Below are 16,598 nucleotides of genomic sequence, written 5' to 3' on the forward strand. Positions count from 1 at the left end.
TAAGGCGAGACGGATTCCAGATAGTGCCGTTGCGCTTCAGCATAGAGCGTGCCATAGGCAAGAGACGATTTTCATGATCCGGAAACGCCCGTAAATACAACCAATTTATCCTTGGGAATTTCAAATGAAATATCTTTTGGATTCTACTCCCTTACACCCTTTACCCGGATTATATCAGACTTACTCCCATTCACCATTAATTCTATTTATACCATAAGCAACAGAAATCAGCGTAGTAGGTTTGTAAAAATCTGAAAGCACACAAAGTAAAGCGGACTTTAAAAACATTAAAATTCTTCTTATGTTATTTGGCACACTGGGTATGGGCAAAATAATAGCTCAAGACTCATTGCTTAAACATTCTGTTTATGTCGCTCCGTTTGTGGGTCTAAACTCAACAATTAAGGCTCCCATGTATGGGGCAGAAGTTGGATATGAATACAGACTCAATAAGCATTGGGGACTTACTGCCGGCGTAAATATCGCTTATACGCAAAAGAACAATCCTGTTATTTATGATGGTAATAATGGTGGTAGACAAGCAAAAAATTCTAAACTCCTCCCAAATGCATTCTATGCTGGTGCTAATTATTATATGGGTAAGTTTTACGTGGCGGCTGATTTTGGTTGTCAGGATGCTTACTCAACGATAAACCATCAGTATGTGGGTACAGGATCCAGTTACAATTATGGCACCACAGTGTCAAATGGATTTTATCAGACTTATGGTATTGGCTATCAAATGCCACTTGCAAAAGGTGATAACATCAAAACAGATAAAAATAGGCGTCTCAAAAAACGAAGAATTCCATATGCTTAAATAAGGCATCGATTTTTTCAATTAATTTAAAGCAGAATCATATTAATTAAAGCGATGATACATCACTTTTAGTTAAAATCACGATCTTTATTAACTCAAATAAAACAAACAGATATGAAAAAATTATTTTTAATATTCCTGCTGCTGCCTTTTATTGGTAGCGCACAGGTTAAAGGCACCCATTTTGAACATGGACTTTCCTGGCAGCAAGTGAAAGAAAAAGCAAAAAAAGAGAACAAATTCCTTTTGGTCGATTGCTTTACTACCTGGTGCGGTCCTTGCAAATATATGGCCAGTACCATTTTCCCGCAGGAGAAGGTCGGTGAATTCTTTAACAAAAACTTTGTAAATGTTAAGGTACAGTTCGACCAAACCAAAAATGACAGCGAAGAAGTGAAAAGCTGGTATGCCAATGCCCAGTCTATGAGCAAAGAGTTTAAAGTAAATGCCTATCCTACCTTTCTGATCTTCTCTCCCCAGGGAGAGCTTGTACACCGTATTGTAGGCGGCGGTGAGGCGGATGAATTTATCGCCAGAGCACAGATGGCGCTAAACCCGGAAACCCAGTATTATACGCTGCTGAAAAAAAGCGAGTCAGGAAATCCTACTCCTGAAACCCTGAAACAATTGGCCGTTAGTGCCGAGGCCGCATATGATGAGGAAAACTCCGAAAAATTTGCCAATGCTTATATTGATACACAAAAAGACCTCTATACCAAAGAGAACCTGGAGTTTATCAGCAGATACGTCAGAAGCACTAAAAGCAAGGGATTTGAGCTGATGCTAAAAGATCCTGAAAAAATAGATGCGATTTTGGGAAAGGGAAAATCAAATAAAATCTTAAGCACTATTATTCTGGAGGAAAACATCTATCCTGCGCTTAGGAAACCTAATGTAAATATAGATTCACTGGTTGCTGCCGTACAGGCGAAATACCCGAAAGTAGACATTAACGAACCCACAGACCTCATAAAGATCCAGATTTTTCAGACCGAAAAGAAATGGGACAAATTTCAGCCGGCAGTGTTAAGCTATATGAAAAAATATGGCACCGAAGTAACTGCTGAAATGCTCAATTCTTTTGCATGGACTGTTTTTGAAAACTGTAAAGATCCTGACTGCATTGCTGAGGCGTTGAGCTGGAGTAAACGCAGTGTAGATGAGACCCACAGCAAAGAGCCTTCCTACATTGACACTTATGCCAACCTGCTGTATAAGCTGGGTAAGAAGGACCAGGCGATCGCCATGCAGCAAAAAGCAGTGGATCTGGTTGCAGCTGAAAATAAAGCGCAGTACCAGGTTACGCTTGAGAAAATGAAAAAAGGTAAATAATCCTTAAGATTAAGGAAGAGGGGATGTAGCTTATGGTGCTGCATCCCCTTTTTTGCTAATGCCCCGATATAAAGCATTATTAACGAAGTTTCTCTGTAAGCTAATCGCCAATTTCATTAAATTAATGGATAAATCGCAAAATTGATGTCACCCTGAGGGATAATTTATTTATAAAAATCAATATTAGTCACAGTAGAACTTAAGAGAAATAAAAATTCCCCCTGGTTATCATCATCCGATAGCCTTCCCCGATTTTCGGGGAAGCAATCTTATATAGCAAGGATTACGAGCATAATAGATTGCTTCGTCGTTCCTCCTCGCAATGACGACTTTTTTTTTGGAGTCTGTCAATGGTAGTGGTTAGAATTTTTCAAATACATCGGAGGGCTTATGACAGATATACAAGAGGCGTCATTTCGACCGCAGTGGAGAACCCGAAGGCTCTGCGAAGCAAAATCTTTTAACATAGTTCAAAGATTTCCACGCTCTGTCCGTAGTTTAAGCATAGCGACTCTATGGATACAAGAATAAAATTGAGTTTATAAACTCAATCAAAACGAGTCACAGTCTCTTTTTTATTATTAATCCGTAGAGTCCTTCGGAACGCTACGGACAGACACGAGCAAATTACATTTCTGCTGCCCGTGCCAAAAATTACAAAGCTCTTTTTTTGCCCATTTCACCATAATTTTTTATATTAGGTTGATCAAAAGCGATGATAACCCAAATCAATCCATCTGATTAAAGAACCCCAAAAAAAATATTCCGAGTCCACCTTTACGCCACATTTACCCCACGTTTATGCCACCTTCCGGCCAGGCTTGCGTAACACCTGCTTGCACACTGCTTAACCCTTGCTCTGGTTAAGTGATACCCCTGGTTGAGATCAGGGAGATCAAACATTTGACTCGCTTTAGATCGGCAGGCTAACAATAGGTAAATAAAAGGGAAAGGTAAAGTTATCTTAAGGTATTGTTGGTGTATCACTGTATCGGAGCAGCCCGGTTAAAGAAACAATAAACGGCTGTCCGGATTTTTTTTATCCTTCTTTGTCCGTAGCGTTAAACATGGTGTCTCTATGGATACAAGAATAAATTAAGTTTATAAACTCAATTAAAACGAATCACAGACTCTTTTCTATTATTAATCCAGAGCCCTTCGGAACGCTACTGACAGACACGGGGCGTCATTTCGACCGCAGTGGAGAACCCGAAGGCTCTGCAAAGCAAAATCTTTTAACATAGTTCAAAGATTTCTCCATTTCGCTTCGCTTCATCCTATAGCTATCGGAGCGCAATGACGACCTTTTTTTGGAGTCTGTCAATGATAACGTAGTTAAAGGGCATTTAATTGCGAGGTATCAATCTCAAAAAAGTCTTCGACTACGCTACCATTGACGTTATTTTACAAATAATTATTAATCAGCATTTTAACTGCTTTCGCATTTCCATCCAGCTAGGCCATAGCACGATATCCCCGTTCTGCTTAAATCCGGCCTAACAAATTTTTCGGGCTGTACTGTTCAAGCCAGCCTACTAGCTTCGAAAGAAAACGGCGAAGCCATCATGAATGCAGCTGAAAGTTATAAACAACATATGAATAAATTTTCAGCCGGCAGTTTTTGTTTTTTCACTTGCCTTTATATTTTTAACTGTGTTCAAGCTAGCTTCGCTGGTCTTTTTGATGCCAAAAAGAAAGAGCCCTTCGGCGGCGGCGAGCCGAGGCAAGACTGTGCCTTGGGACAAGAGAAAACAACTATACGTCACTCATATTGATTTTAAACAATTAATTAACCCTCAGACTGACGACCGCAGGGCTTAACTTAATGACTTTAAGCTAATTGCCTGCCGAACAACGCAAAATCACCTTTATAGAATAATCCTACATTTAAACAGTATACCACGTTTAAAAGGCAAGTTAAGTATCCGCGTTTGAGCGCAAGCAGGCCGGAAATTAGTTAATTACCATGCTTTCAACTCACAGTATTCCTATGTCTCCAACATATTATTATGACTCCTTGGTGTCTTTTCAAAGCAAACCCTCATATACATTTCGGCATATAAGGGTTTACTTTAATAATTATTTATCCATTCTGGGATAATTACATTTTATCTGGACATCTCTATCATGGTAGAAAGTTGCCTCACGGCAACCTCATTTGGCCAAAGCAATCCCAATTCTTTAAAGCGTATTTTACCATTGCCATCAATAATAAACTTTGCGGGAATTCCAGAAACACCAAATGAGGTTACTGCAGGATTCTTTTTTGTAACGGGATCTTTAGTATCCATATACAAAGGCAAATCCAGGTTATGGGTTAACAAGTAGTTTACAGCGTCAGGTTTAGGGTTTGGAACCGTTTCCCAGGTGTGTATAAACAAAAACTTTACCGTAGGGTCGTTTTTATATTTGTTAACCATCATTTGCATCGCTGGTAACGACTTTTTACAAGGTCCGCACCAGGTTGCCCAAAAATCAAGAACAATCGTCTTTCCTTTAAAGTCCGACAAAGATACTTCCTTGCCGTTTATATCTTTAACTTTAAATTCCGGTGCCTGCTCCGACAGCATTTTGGCTGCTATTTCCGCTTTATATTTGTCGTCAAACTGCTTGGTTAAGGTATCGAGGTAAGCATTTGCATCTTTCCCTGGATGCACCCTTACATAAGCATTTTTTAGTTCGGTCTTAACATCATCATTAGCCAGGCCTGATAAAACTGCTTTCTCCAGTTCAGGAAGCGCTTCCTGGTACCTGCCGGTTTTGCTCATCAAATAATAATACTGTGCAGTCAATCCTGCACTTTTCTTGTTAGCCTGCTCATAGCACTCTTTTATAGCAGCGAAAGCTTTCTCATGATCGCCCAGTTTATCCGCCACCTGACTGTATAATTGTAGCAAATACAACCGCTCTTCCTTTGCATTTGTTGAGTTGTTTAATTCTTGTTTAACCAAAGTTTCAGCTGCTTTCAAATCATAAGCCACTAAACCGGTAGTAACATTTTCAACATACATAATTCTTGCAGTTTCCTGGATTTGGTTAAAATAATATAAAGCCTTCGCAGAATTTTTTGCTACTATAAAATTATCTACGAGTATAGCCCTGTATTGGTCAAAGCTTTCGTTTGGATGGGCTTTGACCAGGCGATTAAGAATGTCTTCTTTTTTTGAAAGATCAATGAAGATTTTCATAGAATCGAGACTTGCCTTGTAGGCTGGTTGTGCTTGCTGGCTATATCCTGATAAACCTGTAAACAGGAGCGCAATAAACATTGTTATTTTTCTCATTTTGATTAGATATTATAAATCTTTTTCTAAGTTACATCGACAGATTTTGTCTGGCAGCGGCAATTTGCATAATTTCCCCAAAGCCGGTAAATTTCTTAGTGTACGTACCGTTGTTAAATTCTCCCTGCGCATTGATGTCGAAATAATAAACTTCGCCCGCTGAACCATTATTCACACCAATCACCAGTTGTTTGCTGGTACTTCGTTTCATTTCGATATCTTTAATTGCATACCCAGTTGGGAAAGTGTAGATAAGTCTTGCCGATTTAGCAAGCATGTCGTATAAATACACGTTATTTCCGGCGGTATAATAAAGTTGTTTTAAGATGGAAGAGGTTGCAAAGTTAGTGGCGCTACCAATTTCCGGACTACTATCCATTTTTTGATTAACCCCAGGGTGAGTACTATTTCCATCCCCTGTTAAAGATAGTAAGTAGCGTCCATCGTTACCTTCCATAATATAATACCATTCAATTCCCTCTTGTGATAAGGTTGTTACGCCCCGATCATAAGCGATCATTTTTTTGCCTACGTTTGCCATATCAAACGAGTTTGTTGTTAAAGGTGTTGCAGGTGCACGATCCAGAATTCTCGACAAATAAGGCATCTGCATAAAACTCATTGTGTTGTTGTCGTAGAAATAAGTCATACTATAATCGCCGGGGAATATGCCAGGGAATAAATCATAGTTACCAGGAATGCGCTGAGTAAAGGGTTTGACATTGTCTGAGTTTGCACCGGAAAGCCCAACATACAAATTGCCGTCTGCCACTATATACTGTTCAAATTGTAAATTATTTATCATGAATACTGGGGCAGTTTTGAACGGAAGTGGTGTAGCCAAACCCGGGAGAATCGAACTTTTGTCACCAAGATCCAGCCAGTCGTTCATGTTAAAACGATAAACATTTTGATCACTGAAGTAATAGAAGAAACCACCCTTACCAAAATTATATATGGCCAGTGCTTTACCTGGATAGGTTTTATTGTTTGCCACTTCCATAGGATTGTCAAAAATGACATCGTCTGTCCGAATCAAAGAAACTTTGCCTTTTCCATCTTTGTTATTGACAATATACCAACCATCAGGATAAACACCATTCACTGTGATGGTATATTGCTTTACTGTATAAATGCCATTTCTCTTGCTCGTCACTTTGTATACTACCGGATAAGTGCCAGGACTTAATGTTACTTTTATCCGTAGATTTTTTGTTTTAGCAATTGTTGTTGTATCTGTTGCGGTATTAAGTTTCCAGCTATAGGTAAATGAATCACCTTCCGGCATGGTTTGCGCCAATGTTGGTGTGATAATCAACGAATCCAGTTGTGGAACTGTAAAAGTAGTTATAGCATCTGTAATCTTAATGTCGTTGATTTGATCATATTTAAACGATTGATTGTCTTTTTTGCAGGCCGAAAATGCCAGCATGATTAGAATAAAAATCGGGCTGAGCTTTAAAAAGTATTTTAAATGCATAATATTTTAAATTAAGGGAACGATATCTCTTGACCGTTCTCATCTAACAATGGACCATTTGCAGCCTCGTAAGCGGCCAGCGCATTCCTTAGGGTAACCGGATAGTTCAATAAACCGTCAGAACCAATATTCTCGTAAGAGAAATCTGTTATACCCAATATCTTAACCATGAACTTGTACTTTTCGGCGCTAAATTCCCCGAAATCTGCATCTAAAAGATCCCAGTAAGCAGGCCTGACATACATACCGGATACATCGATCTTCAGATATCTAAAGTTTTCCTCCGTACCTTGGTTAGTGACGGTCTCCGGTGTCTGTCCTAAAGTACCCAAAATAAAGTCTTTAGTTTCTGCGGGCTCCAGCACAATTCTGTACACATTTTTAGCCATTCCGGCAGAATTGAGCAATATTAAGGGATAATTAAATTTCGATGCGCCTGCAGGAACGGTGAATTCTTTCAACTCAAAATCTACTCCTGCAGTTGCGGTAGTTCCCTGAGCTGTTTTCAGCAGCACCGTGCGCGGTTTATCGGATAACTTCCCGGTGATGCGCATGGGTATAAACAGGGTGTCCCTTTGCTTTTCAGTAGCCTGAAAGGCAAAAGAGTAGCTTCTTATGGCTGTGGTATTTAATTGTTCGTAGGTATAGGCAAAGAAACTAACGCCATCCTTTCCCTGGTAGGTTTCGACTGCTTCTTTCTTGCATGAAAAAAGACAAGCCGCTACCATGATATATGATAAGTATTTCATAATACAAGTGTGATTAATTAGCATAATTTGGATTAAATTGAAGTTCAGAAGGCGGAATTGGGAGTACATACTGCGCAGGTGCCATGGCAGGACCAAATTGCATTCTGGAGGCTTTAATGCGCTTATAGTAAAAGAACAATTGTCCTTCTGCATAAAATTCCTTCTGATATTCTTTCGTAATCTCCGCTTTAAGCGTCACTGCTGTAATCGTATTCGGCAAAACTTTAATTCCCCTGTTCAGGCGCACCGTGTTTAAATATCCAACACCAACATCAGGCGTTGATGCCGTCTCAGCCAGGATATAATACATTTCGGAAAGACGGATACCTGGTACATACTGGTCGAGTAAATTATCGGTAATTGGGGTGGTAGATGTAGAAGCCTGCCAGAATTTGGAAGGGAATACGGCTGTGCCATCCTGCTCAAGGCGAAACGCAAATCTAAAGTCTGAAGTTCCCCCATTGCTGGTTTCGTAAAGTGTAGCAAAATTAGCGGCGCTACGTGTAAGCGTTTGGCTTGCAGCCCCCCTAAATCTAAAATAATTTTGTACCGTGGGCAGTATATCCCTAACCCTGATCATAAACACCTGTTCGTTAAAATACAAGCGGTCACGTACTGTCAATCCCGTAGCAATAACACCAGCTTGTGCCTGGGTAACAAAAGTATATTTTGCAGAGTTAACGACCACAATTGCAGCCGCCGCCGCCCCGATATTATCGCCGCTATACAACATAATTCTCGCTTCCAGCGCTTTTACACCATAATAATTAAGCTTATTCCGCCTGGTCCGTAAATCGCTGGTCACAATCGGATCAACAGGTAACAGTAGACTTTCCGCTTCTTTCAAGTCGGCCAGGGCAAATTTAACCACCTCTGCAGTTGTTGCTGGGGGATTTGCATTTTGGTTGACATCTTTTTTATATGGGATGGCTTTTAGATTGGCACCCGCAGTATATTCAGGCCCAAACATCCGTAATAAATCAAAATGCAAAAATGCCCTTAAGGCTAAAGCTTCACCACGTAATAGTGCGTACGAATTATTAGATAGCACAGATCGGTTTGTTTCTGTATTTGCAATTATTTTATTAGCTGCGGCAATTGCACTATAACTGGCAGACCAGATGGAATCGGTATAGCTTACGACTTCCGTTGAAGCGTAGTTCAGGATTTGTGTCTGTTGCAACTGAACTGACGATGCAGGATCAATTGTCGCATAATTTTGAGCAAGCGCGGAAACGAAGCCCATGGAAAGGTTATCCCCATAGAGTTTGCTACCGGCAAGCTGACCATATACGCCTGATAAAGCCTGTTGAAAACCAACTTCTGAAGTAAACAGCTGTTCTTCAGATAGACTCGTTTTGGGTGTTACATCCAAAAATTTCTTACAACCGGAAAACATCGCAACTATTGCCAGGATTCCTATAATTAATGTTGTTCTTTTCATTGGGATATGAATATGTTTTTTGAATTTAAAATCTTGCACTTAAACCAAATGTATACTCTCTGGCAAAAGGGTTATCTGTACCACGTTCTATTTCAATGGAGCTAAAGGTAGCTAGGTTGTTCGTTGTGGCACTAACACTTAGGTTCTGCAAGCCTAACTTTTTTACAAATGCGGTTTTGAACTGATAACTCAAATTAATTGAGCTGAGCTGAATGTTATTATCGCGCTGAACAAAACGTGAAGTAAGCTTTGTTGGTGTCGGCGAGGTTGTAATTCTACGGTATGGGCTCAAACTTCCAGGTCCAGTCCAACCCAGGTCATACGCTCTTCGGTCTACGTTGTTACGCGCATCAACGGCCTCTACACGGTTTAATAACGTACTGTTATACAAATCAGCACCATAATTATAATTGAAACTGAAATTTAAGGCAAAACCTGCATATAGGAAGTTTGAATTGATGGCTCCAGTCCATCTGGGGCGGGTATCGCCGACATAGGTTTTATCGTTAACGTCCCATACAAAGGTTGGGGTACCATCTGCTTTCAGGTAAACTTCCTGGCCGGTAACCGGATCAATGCCCAGTGACCTCACCGCATAAATGGCCGTTGTCGATTGACCTTCAATAAACTGCGCATTTTCAGCTGTCTGATCAGGATTATTTGCATTCAATGCGGCGTTGAAGGCTTTAAGTTTATCAGAAACTTCTTTTAAAACCGATTTATTAGTGGCTGCGTTCACAGAAACATTCCATTTTAAGCCTTTACGAGGGTCAGATAGTATGGTATAACCGAGGTCGAGTTGCAATCCCCTATTCTGAATTTTACCCAAATTTTCAGTGTACGAAGGGAAACCGGTGCTAGATGCCAGCGAAACCGTAGTCAGCGCATTCTGCGTGACTTCGTTATAAAATTCTGCATTAAAAGTTAAACGGTTATCCAGAAATGCTGAAGCAATACCAATGTTAGACTTCAATACCTGTTGCCAGCTTAAATTCGGGTTTCCAAGTGCACCGGGAATAGCACCTACCTCGCCGAAATAACCGGTCGATGTACCCAGGTTGTACCTGAATTGTGCGGCGTAAGGATTTTGTACAGATGTACCGGTAGAACCGTAACTACCCCGAATCCTCAACAGGTTAACTGTTCTGCTGTCCTTAAGGAATTGTTCATTATTGATGTTCCATCCTAAACCTGCAGACCAGAAATTACCAAACTTATTATTCTCTCCATAAGCAGAAGAGCCATCTCTGGTATAAGTAAAATCGGTAAAATACCGGTTATCATAAGAGTAGTTCGCACTTCCGGTATAAGAAAGATTGTTAATGGTACTTTCCGTTCCGGTAGGTCTGCTGTTTAAATATTGCGCAGCAAACAGGATGTTATCTAAACGATCGAAAGGGAAACCCTGTGTAGATACATTATAAGAATTTAAGCTTGTGCTGGCAAGCCTGAATCCTGCATATACCGTAACGCCATGCTTTCCAAAATTCTTGTTGTAGTTCACAGCACCTGTTCCGTCCATGGTAAAGGCATCACTATTGTCTTTCGAATAGGAACCTCTTGCACTTAAATCTGCGATACCATCGAACCGGCTATCTAAAGCGGAATAGAAATTATCTATTGTACCATTCACTTTGGTGATGCCCAGTGCACCAGTGAACCACAAAGACTTACTATAGTCGTAACGAATAGTGGTGTTGTTTCTTAAATTAAAGTTCTTATTTCTGTTGTTGATAGTATTGTACTTAATATCCATTAATGGGTTTAAGACAACCGAACCTGCTACACCGAAGCCCAAATTGATGTTCTCCAGGTACTGGTTTATATTACCATTTTCATCGTAAGGTTTCCAGTAGGGATTCAAAGCCAGGTACTGACTAAATTCTCCATAGGGCGAGTCATTAGAAATAACCTGAGTGGCAATCGTGTTGTTTTGGAAGGTTAAATTATTGGTTTTATAACTCAGCGTAAAACTTCCAGAATAATTTTTCCTATCCTGTTCTTTCATTACGCCCTGTAACAGATTTCCGCTGAAAGTAAGGTTGAAGGTCAAAGACTGGTCGCCTCCACGTAATGACAGGTTAGTTCTGTTGTTGATCCCTGTTTGAACGGGGATAGATTTCCAATCCGTATTCACACCGCTCAACATTGCTTTATATCGTTCGGCATTAATGGCTTGTCCTCTATAACTGTTTAGAAAACCTACCCGACGTTCGAAATCCAATTTTTCTTCTGAATTCAGCATATGATAAACAGAAAGATCAGGAGATGATAATGTTAAGTTATTGGTTATGGAAACTTCTACTTTTCCTCTCGGAGGGAGGATTGTTGTAACAACCATCACACCATTACCCCCACGAGATCCATACATTGCAGTAGCAGAAGCATCTTTTAATAATGTTACTGATGCAATTTGATTCATGTCGAGGTCTACGATTGCCTGTAATGAAACCTGGAATCCATCGAGAATAAACAATGGCGTATTGGGATTTCCAACAAGTTCTGAACCCAGGGTTGGGTAAGAAGTTTGTCCACGCATGGTAATTTCAGGTAGCGCATTGATGTTACCCCCAATCTTATTATTGGGAATGATTCTGAAAGAAGGGTCAAGGGCGGCAATACCAGCAAATACATTTACCGGACTCACGGCCTTAAGCTCAGCTCCGGTTATGGTTTTGGCTGCTCCGGTGTAGGTGCTTACCTTCCTGTCGACCATTCCTGTGATCACCGTTTCATTTAGTGTCAACTGATCCTCCTGCATATAAATGGTATAATTAGAATTAGAGGAGATAGGCACATCAACTGTCTTATAACCTATAAATCTGAACTCCAAAGATGTTGCACCCTGTGGTATGCTGATGGAAAACTTTCCACTCTTATCTGTCTGAACCGCAGACTTTGTTCCCTTTATAGATACCGTAACTCCTGGGATTGGCTTGTGTTCTTTGGCATCGCCAACAAAACCAGAAATGACATCCACATTAGCCTTTACGCCTGCTTTAATCACCACAGTTTGGTTACGTATGGTAAAGTCCAGATTTTGTGCTGCAAAAATTTGCTTAAGCACAGCAGGCAATTCAGCATCTTTAACATTGATGGTTACAGGTATTGAATTTTCCAATAGATTGTCCGCATAAAAGAAATTATAACCAGTTTGTTGGTTAAGTTCCTTAAAAACGGATCGAAGTGAAGCATTTGACTTGGTTAAAGTCACTTTTTGAGCGAGACTTGATGCACTTACCTGCATAAGGCACGCTATTATTATTACAATGGTTAGGCGCATGGTTAACAATAATTTGAGGTACAGCCGGTTAGGTATACCAAATTTCCTTGATTTTTGATACATTAGTAGTTGGTTTGGTTAAACAGTCTCTGATGCGTTGGTCCGTAGCAAGACTGTGGTTGTAAATTGATTTTCAATCGAATATTCCAGACTATGATCAGGTCCCGGCAGTTAAACGGGGCCTGTTTTTTTGGGGATATCTTTAGTTATCGTATTTCTTTTATCATCTAGTTTGTTTAAAGGTTAAAATTCAGTTTATTATTCGTTATTTATTATTTGGATACATATACGGTTCGTCCTTTTAAATCGAAACGAGCTTCCCCTGTTGATTCCACGATTTCAAGCACCTTTGACAATTTATCAAACCTCGACACTTGACCACTAAAACGCTGGGTGGTTTTTTCACCGAGGTAAACAACCTCCAAATTATACCAGCGACTGATCATTTTCATGATTGTTTCGATGTTTTCACTTTCGATTACAAATTCATTATTTTTCCAGGCAACAGCCAGATCGGTATCCGTTTCACTAATCGTTATTTTGCCAGCGGATAGCTTTGCTTGTTGCCCTGGTTTTAGCAATTTGTAGTTACCCGATGCTGAGAGCTTTACGCTTCCTTCCAGCAAGGTGGTTTTTTCAACTTCATCATCGGCATAGCTGCTGATGTTAAAATGAGTTCCTAATACTTCTACTTCCTGCCGGCCTGTCTTTACAATAAATGGATGTTGCTTATCCTTCGCCACTTCAAAATACCCTTCACCACTAAGGGTAACTATACGCTGTCCGTTTTGAATGAGGGAGGTGGTATAGGTGAGGCTGGAAGCGGCATTTAAATATACAAGTGATCCGTCAGGCAACCGCACCTGATAGGTTTCGCCACGGGCGGTAGACAGGGTATTGGTAGCATTTGGATCCGAACCCTTTTCACTAACCTGGTACACCAGTTTGCCGTCGCCTGATTTAGTGATGATTATTCCGGATTCTCTTCCTATTTCACCTTTGGACGCATTTGCTAAGCTGACCTTCCTGCCATTTGCCAGGGTAAGTGTAGCACCATAGCCCCCTGACTTGATATCATATAAAGTAACTTTGGGAACAGTGGCAACCTTTTCCGGTTGGTTGTTGAAAAAATAAACACCCAGGTACACTACAGCTAAAACTGCAGCAACAGCAACAATTTTTAACCAAAGTTTAAGTATTTTATTCTTCCCTTCTGGTACGGCATGTGCTGATTCATGAATCTGAACAAACAAATCATGGTCAACCTTTTCCAATACCCCGGCAATGGCTAAATCATTTTCATAGTGTTCATCCTGTATTGCTAAGGCGCCGATGATGAGATCTTTCAACACCTCCTGATCTTCGTCAAGTTGAAAATAATTCATCAGACGCTGGGTTTCTTCGGGACTACAGGTATTATCCAGGTGTTTTTTGAAGAGTATATGAAGTTGTTCAAATGGTTTCAAGGTTCGATTTTTACAGCTAATACGGAGCTGCGCAAAAATATCCTTAGTCTCTTAACAAAAAATTAACAATTAATTTCCAAAAACAACGATCAGGATCAAAATCCTTTGCATAAAACAGCCAAAACTATCGAAATGGTAAGTGTGGGTGAATCTCTAAAATAGGTTTTAAGAAATCTATTGGCCTGCAGCATGTGGCTACTGATGGTTTTAGCATTAATGCCCATAATCTGCTCTACTTCTTTATAAGATTTACCCTCTAATTTGCAGAGTGTAAATACCATTTTACGCTGTGGGGGCATCAGGTCTATGGCTTTCTGCAATTTTTGAGCATCTTCTTTACTCAGCAAATCTTCTTCAACGTGAAGATATAATTCTGAACCTGAAGCAACCATTTTAGTTAACAAACGTTTGTCTTTCGCTACTTTCCGGAAATAATCATGTACCAGGTTCTCTGCTATACGAAAGAGATAAGATTTAAAAGATTTTTCGGCATCAATCTGTGTCCGCACCTCCCATATTTTAAAAAAAAGCTCTTGCAGCACTTCTTTTACCAGGTCGTCAGATTTGAGAAGTTTAAATAAATTTCCAGCGATCCGGTATTTATAGTTATTGTATAGGATTTCAAATGCCCGCTCGTCACCATTTTTTAATTGAAGTAATAAAGACTTTTCATCGGTGTGATTAACGTTGATCATTCGTCTGGCAAATATACATTAACTTGAAAAGACAAGGTAGTTATAATTTTGGAAACGCAGTGCCGCGTTATTTAACTATAGTTATTTTGATATTGATCAAATATTCCTCGCAATGGAAATGAAAGCCTAAACAACAAGGATATGACTGAAGATTTATCCTTTGTGATCTTAGGCTAAGTATTGAGGTTAATTAATGAACTTTAAAAAGCCAGTTCAAATTTGACTGTACGCATTAAATCCAATTTGGAATTAATTAATTTTTAATTGGGTATAGTGTTTAATAAACCATATTAATGCCGTGTTTTTGTTGGATTCTTTATAAGCCAATACCACCTCTGTATTAACAGGAATGGCATCAATTTCAATAAAAGATACCTTTAATTGTGCATATTGCTTTTTTAGTGATAATGGCAAAATAGATACACCCAGACCCGCTTCTACCAATTGTAATATAGAGTGTACGTTGTTAGCCTCGTGGGTAATATCCGGACTAAAACCCATTCTCTGACAAATCTCGATGAGTTTCTGGTTATACTGGGGTGCAAAATCTTTATTAAAGAATATAAATGGACTTTTTTTCAAAAAATCTGCAAGTTGTTGCTGGTCATCAATTTTTTGATCTGTTATGGGGATAACCACTACAAAGGGATCAAAAAACAAAGATTCTACTTTCAATTTCTCGGATAAAACCGGAGCTCTTAAAATCCCAACATCCAGGCTGCCATGTTCCAATGCTTTAATCTGGGTGAGTGTAGGTACTTCAAACAAACTCGTTTTTAGATAAGGAAATTCCTGATGCATCAATTTTAAAATTTCTGCAAGGTGCGATTGGTAAACCGAACTGATATAACCGATCCTTAATTCGCCGCTAACGCCTTCATGAATTTTACGAACCACTTCTTTACTTTCTTCCAGCTTGTTAAACATGGTATCAACCTCACTCTTAAAATATTTGCCGGCGTTTGTTAATGCCACCCGCTTATTATTCCGAACAAACAGCTGTACACCAAGCTCTTCTTCCAGCTCTTTAATCTGCCTGCTCAAAGGCGGTTGCGAGATAAAAAGTTTGGTTGCTGCTTTGGTAAAATGAAGTTCTTCTGCAACAGTTTTAAAATACAACAGATGTCTGAGTTCCATAACTATAATACTTAACAGGTATTGATATATGCAAAAATTGATATTTTACAAATATGATCAACAGCACTAACTTTACAAAAAATTAAAGCAATGAACAAAGATTATTCGCATAAAGCAACAAATGAAGAAATCAAAACAAGGTTTGATAACGATGTAGAACGTTTCTCGAACTTAGAAAGCGGTCAACAAACCACTATCGACGCACCACTTACCATGGAGCTTTGCACCGGAGCAGCCAAATATATTAATCCGGATGCCCAGGAACTGTTGGATATTGGATGTGGTGCGGGCAATTACACATTAAAAATGCTCAGCAAAATCCCAAATCTTAACTGTACACTGAACGACTTGAGTTTACCGATGCTGGAACGTGCAAATGATAGGGTATCGGAACAAACTACCGGAACAGTAACCGTTATACAGGAAGATATGCGAAACCTTAATTTACCTGACAATCATTTCGATATTGTACTGGCCGCAGCAACATTTCATCATTTGCGTACTGATGCCGATTGGGAACTTGTTTTTACTAAAGTTTACCGCGCCTTAAAACCCGGTGGCAGTATCTGGATTTCAGACCTCATTGCCCACGATTCTGTATTGATCGATAATCTTTTTCAAGATCAATATGGGGCCTACCTCGAAACACTTGGTGGTGAAGCCTATAAGCAAAAGGTATTTGATTATATTGAATATGAAGATACCCCCCGTTCTTTAAACTATCAGCTGGCATTACTGCAAAAAGTTGGGTTTAACGTTACCGAGATACTGCATAAAAACTCTTATTTTGCAGCCTTTGGTGCGATAAAATAAAACGATTCTGCCAGGTAATATTACAATCATTACCAGGCATAATCTCCACTAAGATTAATGAATAGCAAGAATAATTCTATTTTAAAAAACGAGAA

Annotated in this window: 11 protein-coding genes; 3 read left to right on the forward strand and 8 right to left on the reverse strand. The window is 39.6% G+C overall.

Translation table 11 applies throughout. The annotated features are described in order from the left end of the window. Positions 1–301 precede the first annotated feature (301 nt). Positions 302–820, forward strand: coding sequence for a hypothetical protein (locus tag KYH19_RS12780; protein ID WP_219075395.1), 519 nt, complete (start codon positions 302–304; stop codon positions 818–820). A 114-nt stretch (positions 821–934) separates the two neighbouring features. Continuing rightward, complete coding sequence (locus KYH19_RS12785; RefSeq protein WP_219075396.1) at positions 935–2,152, forward strand: thioredoxin fold domain-containing protein; 1,218 nt, start codon at positions 935–937, stop codon at positions 2,150–2,152. Between the two features lie 2,108 nt (positions 2,153–4,260). On the opposite strand, the gene KYH19_RS12790 is transcribed toward KYH19_RS12785, so the two are convergent. The 8 genes from KYH19_RS12790 to KYH19_RS12825 form a co-directional block, all read right to left on the reverse strand. Beyond that, positions 4,261–5,436, reverse strand: coding sequence for a redoxin domain-containing protein (locus tag KYH19_RS12790; protein WP_219075397.1), 1,176 nt, complete (start codon positions 5,434–5,436; stop codon positions 4,261–4,263). Positions 5,437–5,467: 31 nt separating this feature from the next. Further along, a complete protein-coding gene (locus KYH19_RS12795; protein WP_219075398.1) occupies positions 5,468–6,916 on the reverse strand; it encodes a PKD-like family lipoprotein in 1,449 nt (482 codons plus the stop codon). A gap of 11 nt (positions 6,917–6,927) precedes the next feature. Continuing rightward, the gene (locus tag KYH19_RS12800) at positions 6,928–7,665 is read right to left on the reverse strand and encodes a DUF4843 domain-containing protein (protein WP_219075399.1); all 738 of its coding nucleotides are present in this window, start codon (positions 7,663–7,665) and stop codon (positions 6,928–6,930) included. Between the two features lie 13 nt (positions 7,666–7,678). After that, a complete protein-coding gene (locus KYH19_RS12805; protein ID WP_219075400.1) occupies positions 7,679–9,109 on the reverse strand; it encodes a RagB/SusD family nutrient uptake outer membrane protein in 1,431 nt (476 codons plus the stop codon). Positions 9,110–9,134: 25 nt separating this feature from the next. After that, entirely contained in the window at positions 9,135–12,455 is a 3,321-nt protein-coding gene (locus KYH19_RS12810; protein ID WP_219075401.1) for a SusC/RagA family TonB-linked outer membrane protein, read from the reverse strand. 209 nt (positions 12,456–12,664) lie between these two features. Next, the gene (locus KYH19_RS12815; protein ID WP_219075402.1) at positions 12,665–13,858 is read right to left on the reverse strand and encodes a FecR family protein; all 1,194 of its coding nucleotides are present in this window, start codon (positions 13,856–13,858) and stop codon (positions 12,665–12,667) included. Between the two features lie 95 nt (positions 13,859–13,953). Beyond that, positions 13,954–14,553: an RNA polymerase sigma factor gene (locus tag KYH19_RS12820; protein WP_193421518.1), complete on the reverse strand. Its 600-nt coding sequence runs from the start codon at positions 14,551–14,553 to the stop codon at positions 13,954–13,956. A gap of 249 nt (positions 14,554–14,802) precedes the next feature. Then, positions 14,803–15,690 (reverse strand): LysR family transcriptional regulator, encoded by an 888-nt coding sequence (locus KYH19_RS12825; protein WP_219075403.1) that lies wholly within the window; start codon positions 15,688–15,690, stop codon positions 14,803–14,805. 90 nt (positions 15,691–15,780) lie between these two features. Between KYH19_RS12825 and KYH19_RS12830 the strand changes: the two genes are divergently transcribed. Then, on the forward strand, positions 15,781–16,503 hold the full coding sequence (locus tag KYH19_RS12830; protein ID WP_219075404.1) for a class I SAM-dependent methyltransferase: 723 nt from the start codon (positions 15,781–15,783) through the stop codon (positions 16,501–16,503). Positions 16,504–16,598 lie beyond the last annotated feature (95 nt).

Source organism: Pedobacter sp. D749 (genome assembly GCF_019317285.1).
In the GTDB taxonomy this organism is placed as follows: domain Bacteria; phylum Bacteroidota; class Bacteroidia; order Sphingobacteriales; family Sphingobacteriaceae; genus Pedobacter.